Origin of the sequence: Brevibacillus fortis, from assembly GCF_003013395.1 — a bacterium.
Lineage (GTDB): Bacteria > Bacillota > Bacilli > Brevibacillales > Brevibacillaceae > Brevibacillus > Brevibacillus fortis.
Map to the genome: position 1 here is coordinate 1 of NZ_PXZM01000050.1, position 24844 is coordinate 24844.

19 protein-coding genes are annotated in these 24844 nt (G+C 48.7%); 17 read left to right on the forward strand and 2 right to left on the reverse strand.

All coding sequences use genetic code 11. The annotated features are described in order from the left end of the window. The first annotated feature begins 209 nt into the window (after window positions 1-209). Window positions 210-839, forward strand: coding sequence for a DUF2087 domain-containing protein (locus C7R93_RS27070; RefSeq protein ID WP_106841696.1), 630 nt, complete (start codon window positions 210-212; stop codon window positions 837-839). Window positions 840-1083: 244 nt separating this feature from the next. On the opposite strand, the gene C7R93_RS27075 is transcribed toward C7R93_RS27070, so the two are convergent. Next, on the reverse strand, window positions 1084-1395 hold the full coding sequence (locus C7R93_RS27075; protein WP_106841697.1) for a YtpI family protein: 312 nt from the start codon (window positions 1393-1395) through the stop codon (window positions 1084-1086). Window positions 1396-1564: 169 nt separating this feature from the next. Between C7R93_RS27075 and C7R93_RS27080 the strand changes: the two genes are divergently transcribed. From C7R93_RS27080 to C7R93_RS27135, 11 genes are all read left to right on the forward strand, one after another. Beyond that, complete coding sequence (locus C7R93_RS27080; protein ID WP_106841698.1) at window positions 1565-4993, forward strand: DNA polymerase III subunit alpha; 3429 nt, start codon at window positions 1565-1567, stop codon at window positions 4991-4993. A gap of 168 nt (window positions 4994-5161) precedes the next feature. Beyond that, on the forward strand, window positions 5162-6406 hold the full coding sequence (ystJ, locus tag C7R93_RS27085; RefSeq protein ID WP_106841699.1) for an NADP-dependent malic enzyme: 1245 nt from the start codon (window positions 5162-5164) through the stop codon (window positions 6404-6406). Between the two features lie 92 nt (window positions 6407-6498). Further along, window positions 6499-7170 (forward strand): FadR/GntR family transcriptional regulator, encoded by a 672-nt coding sequence (locus C7R93_RS27090; protein ID WP_106841700.1) that lies wholly within the window; start codon window positions 6499-6501, stop codon window positions 7168-7170. Between the two features lie 80 nt (window positions 7171-7250). Beyond that, window positions 7251-7433 carry a hypothetical protein gene (locus C7R93_RS27095; RefSeq protein WP_007725347.1) on the forward strand — a complete coding sequence of 61 codons (183 nt, stop codon included), beginning with the start codon at window positions 7251-7253 and terminating at the stop codon, window positions 7431-7433. A 20-nt stretch (window positions 7434-7453) separates the two neighbouring features. Further along, window positions 7454-8398 carry an acetyl-CoA carboxylase, carboxyltransferase subunit beta gene (gene accD, locus C7R93_RS27100; protein ID WP_106841701.1) on the forward strand — a complete coding sequence of 315 codons (945 nt, stop codon included), beginning with the start codon at window positions 7454-7456 and terminating at the stop codon, window positions 8396-8398. Further along, window positions 8365-9321: an acetyl-CoA carboxylase carboxyl transferase subunit alpha gene (gene accA, locus C7R93_RS27105; RefSeq protein WP_106841702.1), complete on the forward strand. Its 957-nt coding sequence runs from the start codon at window positions 8365-8367 to the stop codon at window positions 9319-9321. The genes accD and accA overlap by 34 nt, the downstream gene beginning before the upstream one ends. 222 nt (window positions 9322-9543) lie before the next feature. Beyond that, window positions 9544-10503: a 6-phosphofructokinase gene (gene pfkA / locus C7R93_RS27110; protein ID WP_106841703.1), complete on the forward strand. Its 960-nt coding sequence runs from the start codon at window positions 9544-9546 to the stop codon at window positions 10501-10503. Window positions 10504-10543: 40 nt separating this feature from the next. Then, window positions 10544-12298 (forward strand): pyruvate kinase, encoded by a 1755-nt coding sequence (gene pyk / locus C7R93_RS27115; protein WP_106841704.1) that lies wholly within the window; start codon window positions 10544-10546, stop codon window positions 12296-12298. Window positions 12299-12739: 441 nt separating this feature from the next. After that, complete coding sequence (gene nrdJ / locus C7R93_RS27120; protein WP_106841705.1) at window positions 12740-15001, forward strand: ribonucleoside-triphosphate reductase, adenosylcobalamin-dependent; 2262 nt, start codon at window positions 12740-12742, stop codon at window positions 14999-15001. Window positions 15002-15608: 607 nt separating this feature from the next. Next, window positions 15609-16040 (forward strand): acyl-CoA thioesterase, encoded by a 432-nt coding sequence (locus C7R93_RS27130; RefSeq protein ID WP_106841753.1) that lies wholly within the window; start codon window positions 15609-15611, stop codon window positions 16038-16040. A gap of 2 nt (window positions 16041-16042) precedes the next feature. Then, the gene (locus C7R93_RS27135) at window positions 16043-16438 is read left to right on the forward strand and encodes an FxsA family protein (protein ID WP_106841706.1); all 396 of its coding nucleotides are present in this window, start codon (window positions 16043-16045) and stop codon (window positions 16436-16438) included. 77 nt (window positions 16439-16515) lie between these two features. Here the strand turns inward: C7R93_RS27135 and ytvI are convergent, their stop codons facing one another. Continuing rightward, entirely contained in the window at window positions 16516-17646 is a 1131-nt protein-coding gene (ytvI, locus tag C7R93_RS27140) for a sporulation integral membrane protein YtvI (protein WP_106841707.1), read from the reverse strand. Window positions 17647-18070: 424 nt separating this feature from the next. Between ytvI and citZ the strand changes: the two genes are divergently transcribed. From citZ to pnpS, 5 genes are all read left to right on the forward strand, one after another. Then, complete coding sequence (gene citZ / locus C7R93_RS27145; protein WP_106841708.1) at window positions 18071-19183, forward strand: citrate synthase; 1113 nt, start codon at window positions 18071-18073, stop codon at window positions 19181-19183. 152 nt (window positions 19184-19335) lie between these two features. Further along, complete coding sequence (gene icd, locus C7R93_RS27150) at window positions 19336-20619, forward strand: NADP-dependent isocitrate dehydrogenase (RefSeq protein ID WP_106841709.1); 1284 nt, start codon at window positions 19336-19338, stop codon at window positions 20617-20619. 50 nt (window positions 20620-20669) lie between these two features. Further along, a complete protein-coding gene (gene mdh / locus C7R93_RS27155; RefSeq protein WP_106841710.1) occupies window positions 20670-21608 on the forward strand; it encodes a malate dehydrogenase in 939 nt (312 codons plus the stop codon). Window positions 21609-22336: 728 nt separating this feature from the next. Next, on the forward strand, window positions 22337-23032 hold the full coding sequence (locus tag C7R93_RS27165; RefSeq protein ID WP_106841712.1) for a response regulator transcription factor: 696 nt from the start codon (window positions 22337-22339) through the stop codon (window positions 23030-23032). Window positions 23033-23045: 13 nt separating this feature from the next. Then, entirely contained in the window at window positions 23046-24809 is a 1764-nt protein-coding gene (gene pnpS / locus C7R93_RS27170; protein WP_106841713.1) for a two-component system histidine kinase PnpS, read from the forward strand. Window positions 24810-24844 lie beyond the last annotated feature (35 nt).

Below are 24844 nucleotides of genomic sequence, written 5' to 3' on the forward strand. Positions count from 1 at the left end.
TTCCCTTTTTCCACGGAGCCGTGCAGGAATGCCCCCCATGCAGGGGGCCCAAGAAGCTCGAGCGTTTTCTCCTTTTTCCGCTGCCACCGACAGCAACGGTCAAGGGTGTTTTATAAGCCCACGAATTGACAGGCAAAGAAATCCAACTTATCATCTAATTAGAATATTATCTAATCAGATCGATTCATCAAAGAAAGGAGTGCCTCATTTTGCAATTAGACCAGCTCGTCACCTTTTACAAAGCACTCGGAGACCCGACGCGCGTACGCATTCTCGCGATTTTGGCAAATGGTCCCCTGCATGGACAGGCGTTGGCAGGCAAGCTCGGCGTGACACCTCCGACCATTACCCACCATATGGCAAAGCTTCGAGAGGCAGGTGTCGTTTACGAACGTCGTGATAAAAATACCATTTACTTTTATGTGCACGAAGCTAATGTAATACGCCAGTCGCAAGCGATCGTGAACGTCATGGAAAAAGCAAAGGATTCGCCAGTTGAGGACATTTTTACGCAAGACAACTTACATGTTCAGAGGAGGCACCAGATGGCAGCGGAAAAAACGCAGGTCATTCGCAGTTTCATTACTCCAGATGGCAAGCTGAAACAAATCCCGTCCCAGCGTAAGAAAAAGCTGATCGTCTTTGAATACATGGTGCGAGGGTTAGAAAAAAGCCGCAAATACAAGGAACAAGAGATCAACGAATACATTCGCCAATTCCATGAGGATTATGCTACGATTCGCCGGGAATTCATCATGAATCATTATATGTATCGAGAAGAGGGCATCTATGAGCTGAACCCGGAGGAAATGTGGGCAAAAGCCGAAGACCTGCAATAGCAGGAAATCGTTTCCTTCTGAATGGAATAGAAAAAAGGACAACCTTCGGCACTGCCGCTCAGGTTGTCGAAGCAATAGAATGTCACACAAATTCATTATAGCGAGAGCCCTATAAGGTTTGCCATGATAAACAGCTGGGAATAGAGGAAAAGTATTTCCAGCCATCGTTCTTCAAAAATGAAGAAGGCATGTGGAACGTAAAGCTGTTCCCATGCCTTTTTTGCTTTTAGAGGCTTTTGAATACTTATACCCCTTTTTTCAGTTCTGCCTGCCAAGCTGTACGATAACGGAAATAATTGCGAGTTCCCAAAAATAAATTCATTGCCCCTACAATCAGCATGATCAATGCAACGACAATGCGGATCGTATCGAGAGAATCAAACGTAAACTGATTAATGCCGAATAAAGAAACGAGTATCCCCAATGACACATTCATTTTCCCCAGCAACATACGCGATTCAAGCGGATGGATGCCTCGTCTGCGCGCATGGATACTATAGTAGACGCTGGCTACCAGGGAAGCGAGAACACCGGTCATGTAAAAGGCAAACCACATAGATGGATTCATCCTTTCTAGCCATTCTGGTATTACCCATCCTACCAAAATCAGGGGAGAACGGTCAAATACGAGCAGGAACATTTGTTCTTAACGTCCGTATGCGCTATACTTCCGGTATAATGTAAGGGAGATAGTTTCAATCGTGAAAAGTGAGAGGGGTAATATCATGACCTCCTTTGTCCATTTGCATGTTCATACGGAGTACAGTCTGCTGGACGGAGCAGCACGTATCGATGCGCTAGTCAAACGAGCCTGCGAATTGGGCATGCATGCACTGGCCATGACAGACCATACCAATCTGTACGGGGCAATCCCGTTTTATAAAGCTTGTCTGGAAGCAGGCATCCAACCGATTATCGGGATGGAAATATACGTAATAGAGGGAAATCTTCAAGATCGCGTACGAAATGCACCGCCGCCTAGTCATCTGATCGTTCTTGCTGAAAGTGAAACGGGCTACCGGAATCTCCTGAAGCTAGCGACAATCGCGAATACAGACGGCAACTACATCCTTCCGCGTCTCAACAAAGAGGTCTTGGCAAAGCATACAGACGGTATCATTGCACTGAGTGGTTGCCAGCAAGGGGAAGTAGCCAAGCTGCTACTGGCTGGAGACGCAGATGCTGCAAAAGAAGCAGCCCGCAAGTATCAGCGAATGTTTGGTGAACAGCATTTTTATTTGGAACTGGCTGATCACGGACTGGAAGTGGAGCGCAGGTTGAATACTCGTCTCGTGAAACTGAGTCAGGAGACGGGGATTCCGCTGATTGCGACAAACAACGTTCACTACATCCACAGGGAGGATCACCAGCAGCATGATATATTGCTGGCGATCAAAGAAGGCAAGACGATTGGCGAAGAAAACCGTTTCCGTTACGAGACGGATCAGTACTATTTGAAAAGTGCCGAAGAGATGGCGACGCTCTTTGCTTTTGCTCCTCAGGCGATAGCCAATACGGTAGCCGTTGCAGACAGGTGCAAGCTGGACCTTACCTTTGGCGCGCATATTTTGCCGGAATTTCCTTTGGCAGAGGGACAAGATTCGACGCAGTATTTGCGTGAACTGTGTGAAAAGGGCTGCCGGGAGCGATACGGTGAGATTACACCAGAGGTGCAAGCGCGTCTGGATCGCGAGCTGGCGATTATTACAGGGACGGGCTTTACTGATTACTTCCTGATTGTATGGGATTTCATGCGGTACGCTCACGAAAACGGGATACCGACTGGACCTGGCCGGGGATCTGCGGCAGGTAGCCTGGTTGCGTATGTTTTGAAAATCACGAATGTCGATCCGCTCCGCTTTCAGTTGCTCTTTGAACGCTTTCTCAACCCGGAGCGGGTGACGATGCCCGATATTGATATCGATTTTTCCGTAGAGCGCCGTGACGAAGTGATTCACTATGTTGCGAGCAAGTACGGTCATGATCGTGTCGCCCAGATCATTACCTTTGGAACAATGGCGGCTCGTGCAGCAGTACGTGACGTTGGACGGGCGTTAGGCTTGTCTTTGGGCATCGTGGATTGCGTCGCCAAAATGATTCCGCAATCGCCAGGCATGACGATTGCACGGGCGATGCAGATCAACCCGGATATCGGCAAGCTGTGCGCGGAGAACAAACAGGCAGCGCAACTGATCGAAACGGCAATGGGAGTAGAAGGCTTGCCTCGCCACGCCTCCACGCATGCAGCGGGTGTCGTCATTTCGCGTGAACCGCTGACGAATTACGTACCATTACAGACGGGCAACGAAGGCTTGGCGCTCACGCAGTATCCGATGGAAATTCTCGAAGAAGTCGGTCTGTTGAAGATGGACTTCCTCGGCTTGCGCAATTTGACCATCATTCAGGAGACGCTGCGTCATTTGCAGGAGCAGGGGATATCGCTTGATCTGGATCAGCTGCCGACAGACGATGAGAAAACGTTTCGCATGCTCTCTCGTGGGGAGACAACGGGTATATTCCAACTGGAGTCTTCGGGGATGCGCAATGTGCTGCGAGATTTGAAGCCGAGCAGCCTCGATGACATCATTGCAGTTCTGGCACTGTATCGCCCGGGGCCGATGGAGATCATCCCGCAGTACATCGCCGCCAAGCACGGACAGAGTAAAGTACAGTACGCTCATCCTGTTCTGGAGCCAATTTTGCAGGAGACGCACGGTTTTATGATATATCAGGAGCAAATCATGCAGATTTCCTCGACGCTCGCAGGCTTCAGCCTTGGTGAGGCAGATATTTTGCGCCGAGCAGTCGGGAAAAAGAAACGGGAGCTATTGGCGGAGCAGCGGGAGAAGTTCGTGGCTGGTTGTGTACGACAAGGATATGGAGACGAGCTGGGCAATCAAGTCTACGATTTGATCGTGCGCTTTGCCGATTACGGTTTTAACAAAGCCCACTCGGTTGCTTACGCGGTCATCGCTTACCAGATGGCTTATTTGAAAGCAACTTATCCGCTTGCGTTTATGGCAGCACTGCTCTCCTTATCGATTGGCAGTCAGACTAGAATTGCCGAGTACACGGAAGAAGCGCGGCGGTTGCGGCTTACCGTGCTCGGCCCAGACGTGAATAAGAGCCTGGCCTACTTTACAGTGGAGCAGGATGCGATTCGCTTCGGTCTGGCCGCAGTGAAAAACGTTGGCTACGGTGCCATTGAATCAATCGTAAAAGAGCGCAAAGGTAGACCGTATCGCGACGTCTTTGATTTTTGTGCCCGCGTAGATGCGCGGTTAGTTAACCGAAGAGTGGTAGAGTCGCTCACCTTGTGCGGCGCACTGGATTCGTTGCCAGGACATCGCAGTCAGCTTTTGCTATTGCTGGATGAAGCGGTAGGGAAGGCAAATAGCAAGCGTATAGAACGAGACGCTAACCAGCTCAATTTATTTGCGGGTGAAGAGGACACGGCACCATTGCGTGAGCCGACAGAATATCCCGAGGTACCGCCGCTCTCACATACACAGCAACTAAAAGAAGAACGGGACTTGATCGGGGTATACATCTCCGGTCATCCACTTGATCAGTTTGCTCATGTCGCCAGTCGCCCGGAAGTAGCGGTCATCTCTTCATTGGGGGATGTGCCGCGCGACAAAACGGTTAAAGTGTTTGGAATGATAACGGAAGCCAGACGCATCCAGACGAAAAAAGGGGACCCAATGGCATTTATTACGCTAGAGGACAAAACGGCGCCAGTAGAGCTGGTCGTCTTCCCGCAGGTGTATACGAAGTATGCGTCACTGCTCGAGCGCGAACAAATCGTCGTGGCAGAAGCCCGAGTCGATCATCAGGACGACATGGTCAAGCTCTTAGCTTCCCGTTTCTGGGATGCACAAACGTTGCCACAGCCGAAGTCCGAGACCGTTTTATTTGTCAAAATTTCGGCAGAGCAAGAGCACGATTCGACGCTGCAAAGGCTTTCACGCTTGTTTGTCGAAAAAAAAGGAACGATTCCTGTAATCCTTTTCTACGAAGGAAAAAGACAGACAATTCGCCTCCCGGAAGCAAATTGGGTAGACGTAGATGAGTCATTTTTGGAGCAAGCGCGAGAAATTGTGGGTCCTGACAGCGTAATTCGGAAAGAAATGCCTATAAATTGGGGAGGATGAGGAATGTCCTCCCTTTTTCGCCGTTTTCGGCAGGTTTACAGGAGAACAGTTTTTTATTATATTGAGATCATAACTCAATAAGTGGTCAGACCACTTGGGATAACCCAGGCATTTTTACTGCCTACAAGCAATCATAGAAACTATTATCGTGAAATGGAGTGGGATCTCATGTCCAACCTGAGAGAGGAAGCACTGGAGCTTCACAGAAAACATCAAGGAAAATTGGAGGCAGTGACCAAGGTACCCGTTCGCAATGCTTACGATCTGAGTCTTGCTTATTCTCCTGGGGTTGCTGAACCTTGCAAAGATATTTTTGATGACAAGTCCAAAGTGTACGATTACACGATGAAAGGCAATCTGGTTGCAGTAGTCAGCGACGGTACTGCTGTACTGGGTCTCGGAAACATCGGACCAGAAGCAGCAATGCCGGTTATGGAAGGAAAAGCAGTTCTGTTCAAATCCTTCGCAGGCGTAGATGCATTCCCGATCTGCTTGAATACAACGGATGTAGATAAAATCGTAGAGACAGTAAAACTGCTCGAGCCTACTTTTGGTGGCGTTAACTTGGAAGATATCGCAGCTCCTGCATGCTTCGAAATCGAAGAGCGTCTGAAGCGCGAAACAAATATCCCGATTTTCCACGATGACCAGCACGGTACAGCAATTGTTACAGCAGCAGGTCTGATCAATGCTCTGCGCGTAGTTGATAAAAAGCTGGAAGATATCCGCGTAGTAGCGAACGGTGCAGGTGCAGCTGGTATCGCGATCATGAAGCTTTTGATTTCCATGGGCGTTAAAGAAGTGATCATGGTTGATACAAAAGGAATCGTGTACGAAGGCCGTCCATTCGGTATGAACCCAGTGAAGGAACAAATGGCGAAAATCACGAACCGCAGCATGCTGCAAGGTGACCTGTCTGATGCGATGAAGGGCGCTGACGTATTCATCGGTGTATCCGTAGCTGGCGCTGTTACACAGGACATGGTTCGTTCGATGAACCGCGATCCGATCATTTTCGCAATGGCAAACCCAGTACCAGAAATCATGCCGCAAGAAGCAAAAGAAGCAGGTGCGGCAGTAATCGGTACAGGTCGTTCCGACTTCCCAAACCAAGTAAACAACGTACTGGCATTCCCGGGAATTTTCCGTGGCGCGTTGGATGTACGTGCGACTGAAATCAACGAAGAAATGAAGCTGGCTGCTGTTTATGCCATCGCAGACCTGATTACAGCAGAAGAGTTGAATGCAGATAAAGTGATCCCTTCCGCTTTCGATCCACGTGTAGCACCAAACGTTGCTGCGGCAGTAGCAAAAGCAGCGATGGAGACTGGTGTTGCTCGCATCACAGTAGATCCAGAAGAAGTAAAACAAAAGACAACGAAATTGACAGCTATTTCTTATCAAGAAGCCTAAACGAAGTGCCGACACCCTCCGCGAAAAACCAGTAGGCTTTTTACAAACGTGGAGGGTGCTTCTTGTTACAGCTACGAGTAAGGAGGATAATCGTGCTCGACTCTTCCCAAGATCGAAAGGTTTACGAAGGAATTCTCCTGCAACTTCATGAAATCATACAGGAGCAAAACTTGCGGCCCGGCGACAAGCTGCCGTCTGAGCGAGAGCTGTCCGAACAACTGGGAGCAGGTCGTTCCTCTGTACGCGAGGCTCTTCGGGCTTTGGAGCTGCTCGGACTCATTGAGACGCGTCGCGGGGAAGGCACCTTCCTCAAGCATTACCGACACAATCGGCTGATCGATATTCTTGGCTTTTTTATCCTACGTGATACCAAAACCAAGAAGGACTTGATCGAAATGCGACGAATGCTTGAGCTGGATGCTGTCCGCTTAGCCTGTAGACGGGCGACTGACAAGCATTTTGATGAAATGGAACGCATTCTGGCCATCGCAGAGGAAAGAGTAGCAAGAGGCGAGGTTCCTGCGGAGGAAGACTATCAGTTTCATCGCGTCATATGTCGCTCCAGTCGCAACTCGATTTTGCACCGGATCTGGACGCCTTTGGTTGAGTACAGCAACGGTATCCGAGTTGAATCATTGTCACGCGAAGGCAGAGCGAGTGCAGCACTCGTAGAGCATCGACAAATTATGGAAGCCATTCGCGAAGGCGATGTGAACGTCGCATTAGAGAGAATGAAGCAGCATTTAGAGAACAGCAAGCTTTAGTTTTCCCCAATTTGCGAGGGGCGCTGGCGCTGTGATATGATGATGCAGACCTGTATTGGACGATTGAGGAGGAAGCCAGCATGTGGACGGTCATCTACATCGCTCCTAGCGCTAGAATTGCAGAACGGATACAGCAACGTTTGACAGATGAAGGGTTTTTGGTAAAGGTTCGCGAGGGTAAGGTCTCGAAGCAATACGAGATTCTCGTGCCTGAGAGCGAACTAAATGAAGTCCGGGATGTACTCGGCACGATCCTTCACTGATGAGAAAGGTGGGTGTACCTGTGCTTAAAGATCTTTTTGGGAAAAAGCGCAAATTCGCTACAGTTCCTTCAGAGACACTAGCACGTGTCCCTGCTTCCACCGACACTAGCAAGGAAGCGGGTACGAAAGAAAAGGAAGTCCCTGAGGGATTGATGAATAAATGCCCACATTGTGGGACGATTCACTACTCGAAGGATTTGGAGAAGAACTTGCGCGTCTGCAAAGGCTGCCAGTTCCACTACTCCATGTCCGCTCCAGAGCGTCTGCAAGCGCTTCTGGATGATGGGGTTCTGACCGAAGAATTTGATGCCAATTTGATTACAGCCAATCCACTCGGTTTTCCTGGTTATTTGGAAAAACTGGAAAAAGATATGGCCAACACCAATTTGAACGAGGCGATCATTACAGGGGAAGGTATCCTGGGTGGGAACCGCATCGTGATTGGGGTCATGGATTCTCGTTTCCGTATGGCGAGTATGGGATCGGTCGTCGGGGAAAAAATCACGCGCGCAATCGAGCAAGCGATCGAACGGCGTTTGCCTTTCATTCTGTTCAGTGCATCTGGTGGAGCACGCATGCAAGAAGGTGTATTGAGCCTGATGCAAATGGCGAAAACCAGCGCAGCGTTGTCTCGATTGGACCGCGAACGCTTGCTGTTCGTCTCGATCATGACGAATCCTACATATGGTGGCGTATCGGCCAGCTTTTCTTCGTTGGGAGATTATAATATTGCAGAACCAGGAGCTATGATCGGTTTTGCCGGGCGTCGAGTCATTGAGCAAACGATCCGTCAGGATTTGCCAAAAGACTTCCAAACAGCGGAATTCTTGTTAAAAAATGGGCAGCTCGACATGGTGGTACACCGTAAGGATATGCGAAATACGCTGTCCAAACTGGTAGAGATGCACACGTCTCGGGAAGGAGTAGAAACATGGCAGGCGAGCTCTCCTTTGAAAAGCCATTAGTAGAATTACAAGACAAGATTAAGGAATTGCGCCGTTTTACTGAGGAAAAGGGAATTGATTTCTCTGACGAAATACAGCGTCTCGAACAAAAATCAAAAGAGCTTGCTGCGCAAATTTATGGCAACTTGACTCCATGGCAGCGCGTACAGCTGGCTCGTCATCCGGAACGGCCAACGACTTTGGACTATATACAACTACTTTTTACTGATTTTATCGAGGTTCATGGAGACCGTTTGTTCGGAGATGACCATTCGATTGTGGGTGGAATTGCCAAGCTAGACGGACATCCGGTTACGGTCATCGGTCACCAAAAAGGGAAAGATACAAAGGACAACATCAAGCGCAATTTCGGAATGGCTCATCCAGAAGGCTACCGGAAGGCATTGCGCATTATGCAGCAGGCGGATAAGTTCGGTCGCCCGATTATTTGCTTTATCAATACATCTGGGGCATATCCTGGGAAAGCGGCAGAAGAGCGCGGTCAGAGTGAAGCGATTGCCCGCAATCTGCGTGAAATGGCAACGTTTCGCGTGCCAATTATTTGTATTGTCATCGGGGAAGGTGGAAGCGGTGGAGCCTTGGCGATCAGTGTAGGCAACCGCATCTATATGTTGGAGAATTCCTATTACTCCGTGATTGCACCAGAGAGTGCAGCCGCGATCCTCTGGAGAGACTCCAGCTTGGGTATGCGTGCAGCGGAGACGATGAAAATTACGGCTCCTGACTTGTTGGAATTAGGAGTCATTGACGGAATTATTGATGAACCATTCGGAGGAGCCCATCGTGATTTGATCGCGCAGGCAGGGATGGTCAAGGCGGTCATCACGGAACAACTAGAACAGTTGGGCCGTTTAACTCCAGATGAATTGATACAGGACCGTTACGATAAGTTTAAACAGATCGGAGAATTCGCCTCCCTGTAAGAATCAGGGGGCGTTTTTTTCTTGTTTTCCGTGAAGAAAATCTGCTACAATCGAAGTCGAATGAAAGAGTTATCAGAGCTTTCAAAAAGTATGGCACATATCTATCGACTGTATAACAGATATGTTGATTTGAGTGATACAGCATGTTTCATACAAAGTATGGTACATACTGTTTCCGTTAAATGACATGCTAAAGACGATATGATTGGAGAGGTGGATTCCATGCGAAAACTTGCAGTTCTCACCAGCGGTGGAGATTCTCCTGGAATGAATGCTGCAGTCCGGGCGGCTGTACGTCGTGCTCATTTTCACGAGGTACAAATGTTTGGGGTTTACCACGGATACGAAGGGCTGATGCGGGGAGATATCAAGGAGATGTCTCTGGGTTCTGTTGGGGATATTATCCAACGGGGAGGAACCATTCTCTACTCCGCCCGCAGTGAGGCATTCAAGACGGAAGCCGGACAGCAAAGAGCGGTGGAGCAATTACGTGATCATGGAATTGAAGGTCTGATTGTGATTGGGGGAGACGGTTCGTTTCGCGGTGCGCAGAAGCTGACCGAAAAAGGCTTCCCGACCATTGGCGTACCGGGCACGATTGATAATGATATTCCGTGCACCGATTTCACGATCGGGTTTGATACGGCATTGAATACCGTTGTGGAAGCGATCGATAAAATCCGCGATACGGCCACTTCGCATGAACGCACCTACATTATTGAAGTGATGGGGCGAGATGCTGGCGACCTGGCATTGTGGGCAGGGCTTGCAGCTGGTGCCGAGTCGATCATTATCCCGGAAGCGTCGCAGGAGTTGGACGACATTATTGAGCGTCTGCATGCTGGACAACGCCGTGGTAAAAAGCATTCCATCATCATTGTGGCGGAAGGGGTAGGAAGCGCAGCTTCGTATGCCGAAGCCATCACGAAAGAGACAGGCTGGGAGACTCGCGTGACGGTACTGGGTCACATTCAGCGTGGTGGTTCCCCTACTGCGATGGACCGAATGCTGGCGAGCCGAATGGGTGCCGCAGCCGTCGATTTATTACTGGAAGGCAAGCAGGATCGAATGGTTGGGATTCAGAACAACGAGATCGTTGATGTTGATTTTCAAGAAGCATTGGCGAAAAAGCATCAATTGGATTTATCCATTTATCAATTGGCGCGCACGCTATCTATATAATACTGACAGTTTTTACGAGTGTAGAGGAGGCTTACATCCTATGTTAAGGAAAGCAAAAATCGTGTGTACCATTGGACCGGCGAGTGAATCGGTTGAAACACTGAAAAAACTCATTGAAGCAGGAATGAACGTAGCGCGTTTGAATTTTTCGCACGGTTCCCATGAGGAGCATGCTGCTCGTATTGTGAACATTCGTCAGGCATCGAAAGAAACGGGGAAGCCTGTTGCGATCCTGTTGGATACAAAAGGTCCTGAAATCCGCACGGGTACGCTTGCAGTAGATGCAGTTGAGCTCGTAGAAGGAAATACGCTGATCCTCACCATTGAGGAAGTAGCGGGTACCGCTGAGCGTGTCTCCATTACGTATCCGGAATTGCCACGTGATGTAAAAATCGACGATACGATCTTGATCGACGACGGCCTGATCGGGTTGACAGTACAAGAAGTGCGTGACACCGAAATCGTCTGCTTGATCAAAAACGGTGGAACACTGAAGAGCAAGAAAGGCGTCAATGTTCCTGGTGTCAAAATCAACTTGCCAGGTATCACAGAAAAGGATGCGCAGGATATCGAATTTGGTGTTGAACAAGGTGTCGATTTCATTGCGGCTTCCTTCGTCCGAAAAGCATCGGATATCTTGGAGATTCGCAAAATCCTGGAGCGCAATAATGTGCGAATCGATATTATCGCCAAAATCGAAAACCAGGAAGGCGTCGATAACGTAGACGATATTCTGGTAGTAACAGATGGAATCATGGTTGCGCGCGGTGATTTGGGCGTAGAGATTCCGGCCGAAGAAGTACCACTTGTTCAGAAGAAGCTGATCAAGAAGTGTAACGAACTCGCGAAGCCAGTCATTACGGCGACACAAATGCTCGATTCTATGCAGCGCAACCCACGCCCGACACGTGCAGAAGCGAGTGACGTTGCGAACGCCATTTTCGATGGTACAGATGCCATCATGCTCTCCGGAGAGACGGCTGCGGGTAAATATCCGGTTGAATCTGTCGAAACCATGGTGCGAATCGCTGTACGTGCAGAGCAAGAGCTGAATTATCGCGAGATCTTGTATGCACAAGCACAGCTCAAACAAGTGACGATTACTGATGCCATCAGCCAAGCTGTATCCAATGCAGCACTGGATCTGGACGCAGCTGCAATCATTACAGCGACCGAAAGCGGACACACAGCTCGCATGGTATCGAAGTTCCGTCCAAAAGCACCAATCGTGGCTGTAACACCGCATGAAGCGATTATTCGCCGACTTGCACTCGTAAATGGCGTGTATCCGGTGAAGGGCGAAATGGCGAATACAACCGACGAAATGCTGGAGATGTCTGTTCAGGAGGCACTCGATGCAGGCTTCGTTCGTCATGGCGATCTCGTCGTGATCACAGCAGGCGTACCTGTGCGTGAAGTTGGGACAACGAACCTGATGAAAATCCACGTCATTGGCGATGTGGTAGCAAAAGGACAGGGAATCGGTCGAAAAGTTGTCACGAACAAGGTAGTAATTGCTAGATCCGCTGAAGAGGCGCTGGCAAAGGTAGAAGAAGGAGCGATCCTGGTAACCATCGGTACCGACTCCGATATGATTGAAGCGTTTGGCAAGGCTGGAGCGGTGATTTGCGAAGAGGGCGGACTTACCTCTCACGCAGCCATCGTAGGCCTGAATCTCGGCGTTCCAGTCATCGTAGGAGTGCAATTTGCTACGGATGTATTGAAGGAAGGGCAAATTGTAACGGTGGATTCTGAGCGTGGGCATATTTACTCAGGTCATGCGCGGATTTTGTAGGTAAAACTATTCATCTTTAACATAGAATGCCTCTGAAGGGTGACCAAGCGTCACCCTTTTTTGGCGTGCTGTAAAAAGGATTAGCCGACGAACTACCTGATAAGTTTTACCAGATAACGGCGATTATTAGGTGGTGCAAAGCGAGTGGGAATCTGTTAAAATCGGTCGGTGGCTTTGTATCGGGACGGGTAAAATCCATACGTTCGGAATTTCCAAACCATGACAGAATGTTCGTTTTGTCCCCATGGCGAAAACAAGGCTGAGGATAAAAGTCTCTGTTTTCTCGTCCAATGTTCGGGATTTTGTGTCAAGTGTTTTTTTGAGAAAAACACAACATCTAGTATTGTCGAAAATTATTTCGCACAATATATAGGTAAAACTATTGAGTTTTATAGATGAAGATAGGTAAACTAGAGAGGAAAGATTCGAAGGAGGAACGATATGCTGGCGACCGTAACCGTATCCCGAACCCAATTTTTGCGGGATGAATTCTTAGATCAATATCCTGATTTTCCGATCCATATGAGTCCTCTGGGACAATTTGTTTACTACCGTACTTATTCTCGCTTTGTACCGGAAAAAGGAAGACGGGAAACGTGGAAAGAAACGTGCCGCCGCTCGGTGGATTACAATATTAAGCTGGCTTATCAGCATTTGAACAAAATCGGAATGTACGCCGATTCACGCGCGATGGAAAAAGAGGCAGAAGGTCTGTTTGACAACATGTTTAACCTTCGCCAGTTTTTGTCTGGTCGTACCTTGTGGGTTGGCGGTGCGGACAACGGTGTAGCGGATTTGTATCCGTTGGCGAACTTCAACTGCTCCTTCCTGAATATCAAGTCTTGGGATGACTTGGGCGATCTGTTCTATCTTCTCTTGGTAGGAACGGGCGTAGGCTTCAAATGCACGAAGGAAATGGCTGCTGGACTGGGCCCGATTCGTACGAATGTTTCGCTGCTTTCTTCTGAATACAGACCGCTGCCAAAGCATCAACGCCTGGAGCGTTCTGAGCTGAATGTATTGGATAACGGTTTTGCCAAAATTTATGTGGGCGACAGTAAAGAAGGCTGGGTAGAATCCCTCCGTCTCTACCTGCAAATTTTGACAGATGCTACTTACGAACACATTCACACTGTGAAAATCTCTTATAACAGCGTGCGCCCGAAAGGCGAGCGACTGAAGCGTTTTGGTGGCACAGCTAGTGGTCATGAACCGCTTCGCGAAATGTTTGAAGGTATCGACAAAGTGTTGAAAAACCAAATCGACCAACATTTGGCACAAATCGAGAGTGATGAAAAAGGATACGGCAAAATCCGTCCGATACATATTCTCGACATTGGAAATCTCATCGGAGCAAACGTCGTTGTAGGTGGCGTGCGCCGTACAGCGGAAATTTTCCTGTTCGATCACGATGATTACGAGTGCATGCTGGCTAAATACGGTATCAACGGCTTCTGGACAGAGGATCAGCTGAACCATCACCGTCGTGTGGGCGAGCTGTTGGGAGAGCACAAGCCTGTATGGTTTGACAGCATCCAAAATGTCGGAGACGGACGCTTCGGTCTTGATCACCGCCGCATGTCCAACAACTCCATCGCATTTACCAAACAACCGACCAAGCCATTCTTGAACCTCGTGTTCACATTGATGCAATTGGAAGGCGAACCAGGCTTCATCAACCTGGAAGAAGCGAACCGTCGCCGTCCAAATGCAGAGGGCTTGAACCCTTGTGCAGAAATCCTGCTCGATTCTTATGGTGTCTGCAACCTGACGACAGTCAATTTGGTGGAATTCGTGAAGGATCGTGAGGATGGCTCCAAGTATCTGGATCTCGATGGCTTGCTGGAAGCACAGCGCAAATCTGCTCGTGCTGGTCTGCGCATGACGCTGGTTACGTTGGAGCTGCCGCATTGGGATACCGTTCAACAGCGTGACCGTCTGCTCGGAACCTCCCTTACTGGTGTGAAGGATGCGTTGGCATCCCTTGGCTATACAGAAGAGCAAGAGCTCGAACTGCTGCGCCAGCTGGGCGATGCTGCTCGTGATGAGGCGAATCGTTATGCGTATGAGCTGCGTGTGAACTCTCCACTCTTGGTAACGACCGTGAAGCCGGAAGGTACGCTGTCTCAGGTAGCTGGTGGTGTGTCCAGCGGTCTGCACTGGTCACATTCGCCGTACTACATCCGCCGCATCCGTATCAATGCCGAGGACCCATTGGCAAAAGCGGTACAAGCTCTTGGCTGGACAGTCAACCCAGAGGTAGGATCGCCAGGAGATACGTATGAAGAACGCATGGCAAACGCACGTACACTCGTGATCGATTTCCCTGTAGCATCAGGTGCAGAGGAAACGAAGAACGAAGTAAGTGCAAAACGCCAATTCGATACGTACTTCCGTTTCCAGAAAGAATATACGGAGCACAACTCTTCCAACACCATTACGGTACGCAAGGAAGAGTGGGTAGAAGTAGAAGAGATCGTTTACGACAACTGGGACAATTTCGTAGGTGTATCCTTCTTGCAATTGGATGGCGGAAACTACCAATTGGCTCCTTATGAAGAGTGCACCAAAGAACAGTACGAGGCATTGAAGCAGTCTATGAAGCCGTTTGATTCTGCGATTTTGCAGCAGTATGAAACCGGCGGAGAGGCTGATCTGTCCACGGCCGAATCTTGCGAAGGCGGAGCTTGCCCGATTCGTTAAGCGAACCGAATAATAAGAGATAGGGGGAGACTGCTAAAATCAGTCTGCCCCTGTTTTTTTATGTGGCTGTAGTGGAGAGAAGAATATTTCCAGTCTAGGCTCCAGGCTCCGTCCCGCTGGGGGCTAAAACTGCCCGCTCCGAAGGGATTCGCGGGGAAACGCAAAAGTGGTAGCCGCTCCGTCGTAGGGGCACGTTGCGTTTCTTTTGCCCGCAAATCCCTTCTCCGCTCGGTAGGACTCCACAAGTCGCTACGTCTGGAAATATTCTTCTCTGTCGCGACATATGCGATTCTTCAATCTTTTAAGGCATTTAAAACCCGTCTAACACGGAAAGCTCGTAGAGGAAACAGGAGAAAAAAGCGAAGATCTTTGGTACACCGACCGAGACGTAATGCAAAAAGCGAAACACGCTCTTAAGCGTCCACCTCTGAAATACACCCTGAGTGGACCACTTTGGACGCGGTTTCGTTTTTTGCATGGAGGCGGGCAGTGAATCCCTCAGCGGGTGGGACAAGAAGCTGAGCGTTTTCTCCTGTTTCCTCCCCACCACTACAGCCACGTAGGGGGACTATGGTACAATCATTCTATAGAGAAAGGAGCGATCCAAATGACTCCCATTATTCATTCCCATCGATTGCGCGTCCGCTATGGCGAAACCGATCAGATGGGTGTGGTCTACCATACGAATTATTTGAATTGGTTTGAAGTAGGAAGAACAGAATTGATTCGCCATGCGGGGATCACCTATCGAGAGCTGGAGGAAAAAGGCGTACTTTTGCCCGTCACAGATGCCAACATCTCTTACAAACAGCCCGCCCGCTATGACGATGAGGTAGAGATACGGACGAGAGTAAAAGAGTTCAGCCCTGTCCGTCTCACTTTTGCCTATGAGATTGTTAGATTGTCTGACCAACAGCTGTTGGTGTCAGGAGAGACGATGCACGTATTTACCAACACAGCTCTGAGACCGATTCGCTTGTCGAGAGCGGAGCCTGACATATATGATTGGTTGGACTCCCAGCATAAAGGAGGGGAATAGATATGTTCCGCTTTTTTGCCATTCTGTTTGTCGTTGCGTTTGGATTAGAGCTTTGGGGGCTTATTACCATTGGTTCGTGGATCGGTGGATGGAATACAGTCGTATTAGTCATTCTCACGGGGATCTTGGGAGCTTGGCTCGCGAGGCAGCAGGGGATGCAAGTATTCCGGATGGTCCAAAACCAGCTGGCGCGTGGGCAAATGCCTACGGATTCGCTCATCGATGGTGTTTTGATTTTGGTCGGTGGCATTTTGCTCTTACTGCCTGGTTTTGTCACGGATGTGATCGGACTGGTTTTCCTCATCCCGTACACACGGATGATTATCCGTCATCTGTTGAAGCGCTGGTTGTGGAACCTCATCTCGTCCGGTCGTGTTCAATTGTTTTTTCGCCGTTAATACAGATATTCCATATAAAAAAGAACCGCTTCGAGCTGTGTGACAAGCTGCTCGCAAGCGGTTCTTTTTACGTTGGGTCAGGTTTTCTTCCCACGGATATAGCCCCATACATCGCCGAAGACATTGGCTTTTACCAGAGCATTGATCATGACGAGGGAAACAGGTCCGATGATCAAGCCCAGGAATCCGAACAGCTGGAGGCCGACAAACAACGCAACCAGCGTGAGGAGCGGGTCGAGGCCGACGTTTTCCGCAACGACTTTTGGCTCGATAATTTGACGGAAAATCAAGACGATCCCGTACAAAATGGACAAGCCGATGACCATCGTGTAATTGCCTTTGAAAAACATGTAGATGATCCAAGGGACAAAGACGGTTCCTGTGCCAAGATAAGGCAAGAGATCGACCAAGCCCGTGATCAAGCCAATCGTAATCGCGTATTCGACACGCATGAACAACAGACCAATGATCACGATGGCAGCGGTTAAGGAGATGAGAGTCAGCTGCGCCTTGACAAAACCGAACAACGCATTGCGCAAATCGATAAAAATCTGATCGAGACGGCTGTTTACTCCTTTTGGCAAAAGTCGGCGAGCTCGTGCTTCCCAAAGAGCAAAATCTTTGGAGATAAAGAAGGCACCCATGATGGAGATGACGGAAACTGTCGCCATATTCGGGAGTGAGACAAGCAGGTTTTTCAATCCATCCAGGAATTTAACGATCAAGTCCTGTCCGACATTCGTGATGGTCGAGATCGCGCTGCCTACCGTACTGGCAAGCTTATCCTTATAACCTGGGTCAAGCTGATCGTAAAACCACTGAATCTGATTGTAGATGCCCATCAAGAAGTCTTGAGAAATCGTATTTTGCAAATAATGGGCCAGCTCCTGTGAAACGACTGGCAAGCGTTTGGCCAGCTCTCCGATTTCCACGACCGTTTCCGTGATGATCAGTGTGACCACTCCGCCAGCGAGCAACATCAAAACCAAGAGAGCGATGATGACGGAAAGCCAGCGTGGAATCCTGAACTTTCTAGTCATGAACGTAACGGGCTTGTTGATGATGAGCGCAATGACTAAAGCGATTATAAATGGGTACAGTAAGGGTGTTGCATGTTGGAATACCCAAATCCCTACATAGACAAGCAGGCAAACCCATATCAAGCGAATGATCTGAAAGAGGCGCTCTACCCAGTTTTCCTGATTCAAACGATTTCTCCTTTCCGCCGCGAAGGTGCGAACAAAATACTGATGTTTCTATTATGCAGCATGCTTGATAGGTGGAGCAAGAATCGTGAAAAAACAAAACTCCGTTTCACCCTTCGAAACATTTTTTCGCCAACCTTATTCACAAAATCGCAATAATCTTTTATAATTGGGTCGTCTTAGTGGATTCTTTTCTCTCGCCTCTCCCCTTACACGAGCGTCATTTTCAGGTATGACCTTGTGAGGATTTGCGTGGATACATTCCCTGTCAAGAGTGGTGGATGAAAGAAACCGCTGCTTACAATTTCATAGATAGGATGTTCAAAAAGTCGTCTTTTTGAACTTGATCAGGGCGTTTATCAGTCATGGCGAACAAGCGAAGACTTGATAAGCACTACTACTTGAGTGGAAAAGGAGAGGGAGTTCTATGACAACTACTCGTGGACTTGAAGGCGTTGTTGCCGCTCAATCATCCATCTGTTCGATCGTCGATGGGGTTCTTTGCTATGGCGGGATCAACATCGATGAGCTAGCAGAACATGCAACTTTTGAAGAGGTTGTATATTTGCTCTGGCATGGAGCGTTACCGAAGCGTGATCAGCTAGACGCTTTGAAAAAACAATTGGGTGAAAATGCAGCAGTGGCCCAAGAAGTGCTGGAAAGCATTCGCCACTATCCAAAAGGCGTGCACCCAATGGCGGCGTTGCGCACAGCTGTCTCTTCGCTAGCGCTCTACGACACAGAAGCGCAAGATATGTCTCCTGAAGCCAACTATCGGAAATCCATCCGTTTGATGGCGCAAACTCCTACCTTGATCGCAGCTTACGAGCGCATGCGCAAAGGTCTGGAGCCAGTAGCTCCACGTGCAGATTTCACGATTGCACAAAACTTCCTCTACATGCTCACAGGCCAAGAGCCAACAGAAACGGCAGTAAAAGCGTTTGACGTTGCTCTGATCCTGCATGCTGACCATGAGTTTAATGCATCTACATTCTCTGCTCGTGTATCTGTTGCGACCCTGACTGATATTTATTCCGGTATCGTGTCTGCAATCGGTACGCTCAAAGGCCCTCTGCATGGCGGCGCTAATGAAGCAGTAGCGAAAATGCTGAACGAAATCGGCGGCATGGCCAACGTAGAATCCTACATCCGCACCAAGCTGGATAACAAGGAAAAAATCATGGGCTTCGGACACCGTGTATACAAAGACGGTGACCCACGTGCGAAATGGCTGAAAGAAATGTCCAAAGCACTGACCGCGCAAATCGGTCGCCCTGAGCTGTATGAGATGTCTGTCAAAATCGATGAGATGATTTCCGGTGAAAAAGGATTGAAGCCAAACGTTGACTTCTACTCCGCATCTGTTTACATTTCACTCGGTCTTGAAACGGACCTGTTCACACCGATCTTTGCCATCAGCCGTATGTCCGGTTGGACGGCACACATCATGGAACAGTATGAAAATAATCGCCTGATCCGTCCTCGCGCGGATTACACCGGTCCGGTCAACCAACACTACGTTCCAATTGACCGCCGCTAAGAACTCGCTATTTTCGAGCGTGGAGGGCAGGTGGTCAGCCAGGCTGATCGCTCCTGAGCGCAAGCTTGAGAACTACCACGAGTGAGTGGTAGTTCTCCTACGTCTGGAAATATTCATAATCACCGAATATATATAACACTGGAGGGATTTTTGTGTTTAAAAACCTGACGCAACCAACTGCTGGCGAAAAAATTACTGTGGATAACGGTAAACTGGTAGTTCCAAACAATCCGATCATTCCTTTCATCGAGGGTGACGGTACTGGCCCTGATATCTGGAATGCTTCTGTTCGTGTTCTGGATGCAGCAGTAGAAAAAGCATACAACGGCGAGAAAAAAATCGCTTGGTTCGAAGTATTCGCAGGAGAAAAATCCTTCAACCAATACAGCGAGTGGCTGCCAGAAGATACATTGACTGCTGTTCGTGAATACCTGATCGCAATCAAAGGTCCTCTGACTACACCAGTAGGCGGCGGTATCCGTTCTATCAACGTAGCACTGCGCCAAGAGCTGGATCTGTACGCTTGCGTACGTCCTGTTCAATACTTCGATGGCGTTCCATCCCCAGTGAAACATCCTGAATTGACTGACATGGTAATCTTCCGTGAGAACACTGAAGACATCTACGCTGGCGTAGAGTGGGCTGAAGGTACTCCAGAAGTGAAAAAAGTAATCGACTTCCTGCAAAACGAAATGGGCGTGAAGAAAATCCGCTTCCCAGAAACTTCTGGTATCGGTATCAAGCCTGTTTCCAAAGATGGTACTGAGCGTCTGGTTCGTGCAGCGATCGACTATGCTATCGATAACAACCGCAAATCCGTTACCCTCGTACACAAGGGTAACATCATGAAGTTCACAGAAGGCGCGTTCAAAAGCTGGGGATATGCACTGGCTGAAGCAGAATACGGCGACAAAGTGTTCACATGGGCACAATACGATCGTATCAAAGCTGAAGGCGGCGACGCTGACAAAGCACAAAAAGAAGCAGAAGCAGCTGGCAAAATCATCGTAAAAGACGTGATTGCTGACGCGTTCCTGCAACAAATCCTGACTCGTCCAGCTGAGTATGATGTAGTAGCAACACTCAACCTGAACGGTGACTACGTATCCGACGCTCTGGCTGCACAAGTAGGCGGTATCGGTATCGCTCCAGGTGCAAACATCAACTACCTGACTGGTCATGCGATCTTCGAAGCAACTCATGGTACAGCTCCGAAATACGCTGGTCTGGACAAAGTAAACCCATCCTCCGTGATCCTGTCCGGAGAAATGATGCTGCGTCACCTGGGCTGGAACGAAGCAGCTGATCTGATCATCAACTCCATGGAAAAAACCATCTCTGCGAAAACAGTAACATACGATTTCGCACGTCTGATGGAAGGTGCACAAGAACTGAAATGCTCCGAGTTTGCTGACGCTCTGATTCAAAACATGTAAGATAGATTTGGGTACAAATTTTACACTTACATTTTGGAGGGGAATCGTTCATGGCATTCAACCGTAAAAAAATCGCTGTTATCGGTAGTGGCTTCACTGGTGCAACAACTGCATTCATTTTGGGGCAAAAAGAGCTGGGCGACGTAGTATTGGTTGACATTCCGCAACTGGAGAACCCAACAAAAGGTAAAGCGCTGGACATGATGGAATCCTCGCCAGTATTAGGCTTTGATGCGAACATCACAGGTACTGCGAACTACGAAGATATCAAAGATGCTGACCTGGTCATCATCACAGCAGGTATTGCCCGCAAGCCTGGCATGTCCCGCGATGACCTGGTTAACACCAATGCTGGCATTATGAAATCTGTTGCAGAGCAAGTAAAAACATATGCACCTAACTCTATCGTGCTCGTACTGTCCAACCCAGTTGACGCGATGACGTACACCTTCTTCAAAACGTCTGGCTTCCCGAAAGAGCGCGTAATCGGTCAATCCGGCGTTTTGGATACGGCTCGTTTCCGTACCTTCGTGGCTATGGAATTGAACGTTTCTGTAGAAGACGTAACGGGCTTCGTTTTGGGCGGTCACGGTGATGACATGGTTCCATTGGTTCGATACTCCTATGCTGGCGGTATCCCATTGGAAAAATTGATCCCGAAAGACCGTCTGGATGCGATCGTAGAGCGTACCCGCAAAGGCGGCGGTGAGATCGTAAACCTGTTGGGGAACGGTTCCGCATACTATGCACCTGCGGCTTCCTTGGTACAAATGGCTGAAGCCATCATCAAGGACAAAAAACGCATTCTGCCATCCATTGCTCTTCTGCAAGGAGAGTACGGCTACAACGATCTCTACCTGGGTGTACCGACTCTGCTCGGCGCAAACGGTATCGAGAAAATTATCGAATTGGATTTGACTGCCGAAGAGCAAGCAGCGCTCGACAAATCTGCTGACTCCGTACGCAGCGTCATGGCTGTTTTGAAATAAGCTCCATACATGTAAGACGCCTTTCTTTGGGAAGGCGTCTTTTTTTGAATTAGTTAAAGTTGCTGTGATGGGGGAAGAAGCGAATTTCCAGTCTACGCTTCGACCTCCGCCCCGCAAGGGGGGATTGACTGTCCGCTTCGGAATAAATGGCGGGAGCGCTTCAAACGTAGAAGTTTCGAAGAAGGATTCCATAAGTGAAGCTTAAATTCCCCGCCATTTATTCCGAAGCTGGGATGGGCTCCAGAAGCGCTTTGACTGGAAATTCGCTTCTTCTACGCAGCTTTTGGTTACTTTTAAAAAAATTCTCAAGGATTAAAGTACAGTGGTTACTACGTTTAATCTCTGGAAAACTTCGTTAGGCTAACTTGCCAAACCCTTTAAAACACAAATGCATCAACAGCTGGACGGAAGCACTGTCACATGTTTGGAAGGAGACCGCCCGAACGAAGAGAGGATATAGGCGACTGGAAAACATGTGGCAGGGCTTCTCCCGACCACTACAGCAAGAAGACAACAAGGATTTTTCAAGTAGATACCTTTACCTAAAAGAGGAATACTACTGCCAAGCAGGTAAGTTCTATGTGTCCATTCAGTATGTCTTTACAAAAAAATTACTTGTTTTCCGCAATGAGCATTGGCAGACTGAATATGTAGAGAGAAGCATTTTTCAGGGGACGTAGGTTAGAAAATCGAGCGCAAGCATTGCAACGCTAGGGGGAAACAGACAGATGATTAAAGTATTGGTAGTAGATGACGAACCTTCCATTGTTAAGCTATTGCAATTTAATCTTGAAAAATCAGGATTTCAAGTCGTAACTGCTTTTGACGGTAAACAGGCCTTGGAAATGGTTAAAAGCGAGCAGCCTGATTTTATCATTCTCGATTTGATGCTTCCCAAGATGGATGGAATGGACGTATGCAAAACCTTGCGACAAGAACGCAATAATACACCGATCTTGATGCTTACAGCTAAAGATGATGAGCTCGACAAGATTTTGGGGCTTGAGCTTGGTGCCGATGATTATTTGACAAAGCCGTTTAGCCCGAGAGAAGTCATTGCTCGCGTGAAAGCCATTCTTCGGCGATTTCAGAACACGCCAGAGGCGACTACAGCGCCTCAAGAGGTGTTGCTCCAATTTGGGGATATTCGTATTTACCCAGAGAAGTACGAGGTGTTCTGTAAAGACGTGAAGGTCGAGCTGACGCCAAAGGAATTCGAGCTGCTTAACTATTTAGCGAGCCACCAAGGGCGTGTACTGACACGCGATCAATTGTTGAATGCTGTTTGGAACTACGATTTCATCGGGGACTCTCGAATCGTGGACGTGCATGTCAGCCATTTGCGTGAAAAACTTGAAGATGACACGAAGAACCCTAAATACATCAAAACCGTTCGCGGATTAGGATACAAACTGGAAGGATAACGGAGGATTTACCTTGACTCGCTTTCGAATCAAACTCACTTTGACTATTTTGGGTTTAATCTCCCTCGTCTTGTTAGTGATGGGGATGTATTTTGCCAAAGTGCTGGAGAATTCCTACCTCCAATCACTGAATGAACTATTGTCTCGCGAGTCAAAGCTCATCGCTCAGGCGGTCCGTTTCCCGAACGTCTTTACGGATGAGGCGACGTTAGCCGAGCGGGTCAAACAAGTAGCGCCTACGGATGAAGTGCGGATTACCATTATCAACAAAGAGGGTCAGGTGATGTACGACAACTCCTCCCACCCGGAAGAGATGGAAAACCACCAAGACCGACCGGAGATGATGGCAGCGCTAAAAGGAGAAACAGGGATTTCCCGCCGTTTCAGTGAGACACTCGGCTATGACATGATGTACGTAGCAGTACCCGTTGAACTGAACAGCGAAATATTCGGTGTCGTTCGTTCAGCGATGTCGATGAAAGATATTACAGATACGATTCACAAAATGTGGTACAGCTTGCTCACCGGATTATTGGTTACTTTGGTAGTCGGATCGATTGTCGTTTCCCGCATTTCCTTTTCTATTATTCGTCCGATCGAGGAGATCACCCGGGTAGCCCGCAACATTACACAGCGCCAATATGAGAGCCGTGTGAGAATCAAAGCCAAGGATGAGATCGGTCAGCTTGCAGGCGCGATCAACTTCATGGCCTCGAGTCTGGAGCAGCAGATGTACGAAATCTCGGAGAATCAGCAGCGACTAGCAGGTGTGCTGACCAATATGACGAGTGGCGTGATCTTCATTTCAGAGCAACGCCGGATCATGCTGGTCAATCCAGCCGTTGAAAAGCTGTTGGGGACCGCTGGACATGAGATCGTAGGGAAGCTGCATATCGAGGCAGGCAAGAGCTTTGGGCTCAGCCAATACATCGACAGGTGCCTCGACAGAAGTGAGAAGTTCCGCCAAGAGGTACACATCTATTACCCGCAGGAACGCATTCTTGACGTGAATTTTGCTCCCTATATTAACTTCAAAGGGGAGTCAAGAGGCGTGGTCGTGGTGCTGCATGACATCACCGACATTCGCCGTCTGGAGAAGATGCGCAGTGACTTCGTAGCAAACGTATCGCATGAGCTACGCACGCCGATTACCTCGATCAAGGGCTTCACGGAGACCTTGCTTGAAGGGGCGATGCAGGACGAGGAAACATGTCGCAACTTCTTACAAATTATCTCGGATGAGAGTGAGCGACTCTACCGGATGATCCGCGATATTTTGGACCTGTCCAAAATCGAGCAGAAACGCATCCCGTTGCAGCTGAGTCAGGTTCATTTGCAGGATCTGGTCAGTTCGGCAGTTGCTATCATGCACGAGCAGGCACAGCGCAAGGAATTGACGATCGAGCTCCCTTCACCGAAGCCTGATATTTGGTTGATGACGGATAAGGATTGCTTGCAGCAAATCATCTTGAATCTGTTGACGAATGCGATCGTCTACACGCCAGAAGGTGGAAAAATCAACGTCAAGACACACGCAGACAGCGAAAACATCACCATTCAAGTCATGGATACAGGGATCGGCATTCCAGAAAAGGATCTCACACGTATCTTTGAGCGGTTTTATCGCGTAGACAAGGCACGTAGCCGCGATTCAGGTGGAACAGGTCTGGGCCTCGCCATTGTGAAACATCTTGTGGAAAATTTGCACGGACATATCAGTGTGGAGAGCACGGAAGGAAGAGGAACAACCTTCACAGTTACACTCCCCCTTACCTAAAAAACAACTGCTGAAACATTTACACAAACAAAATA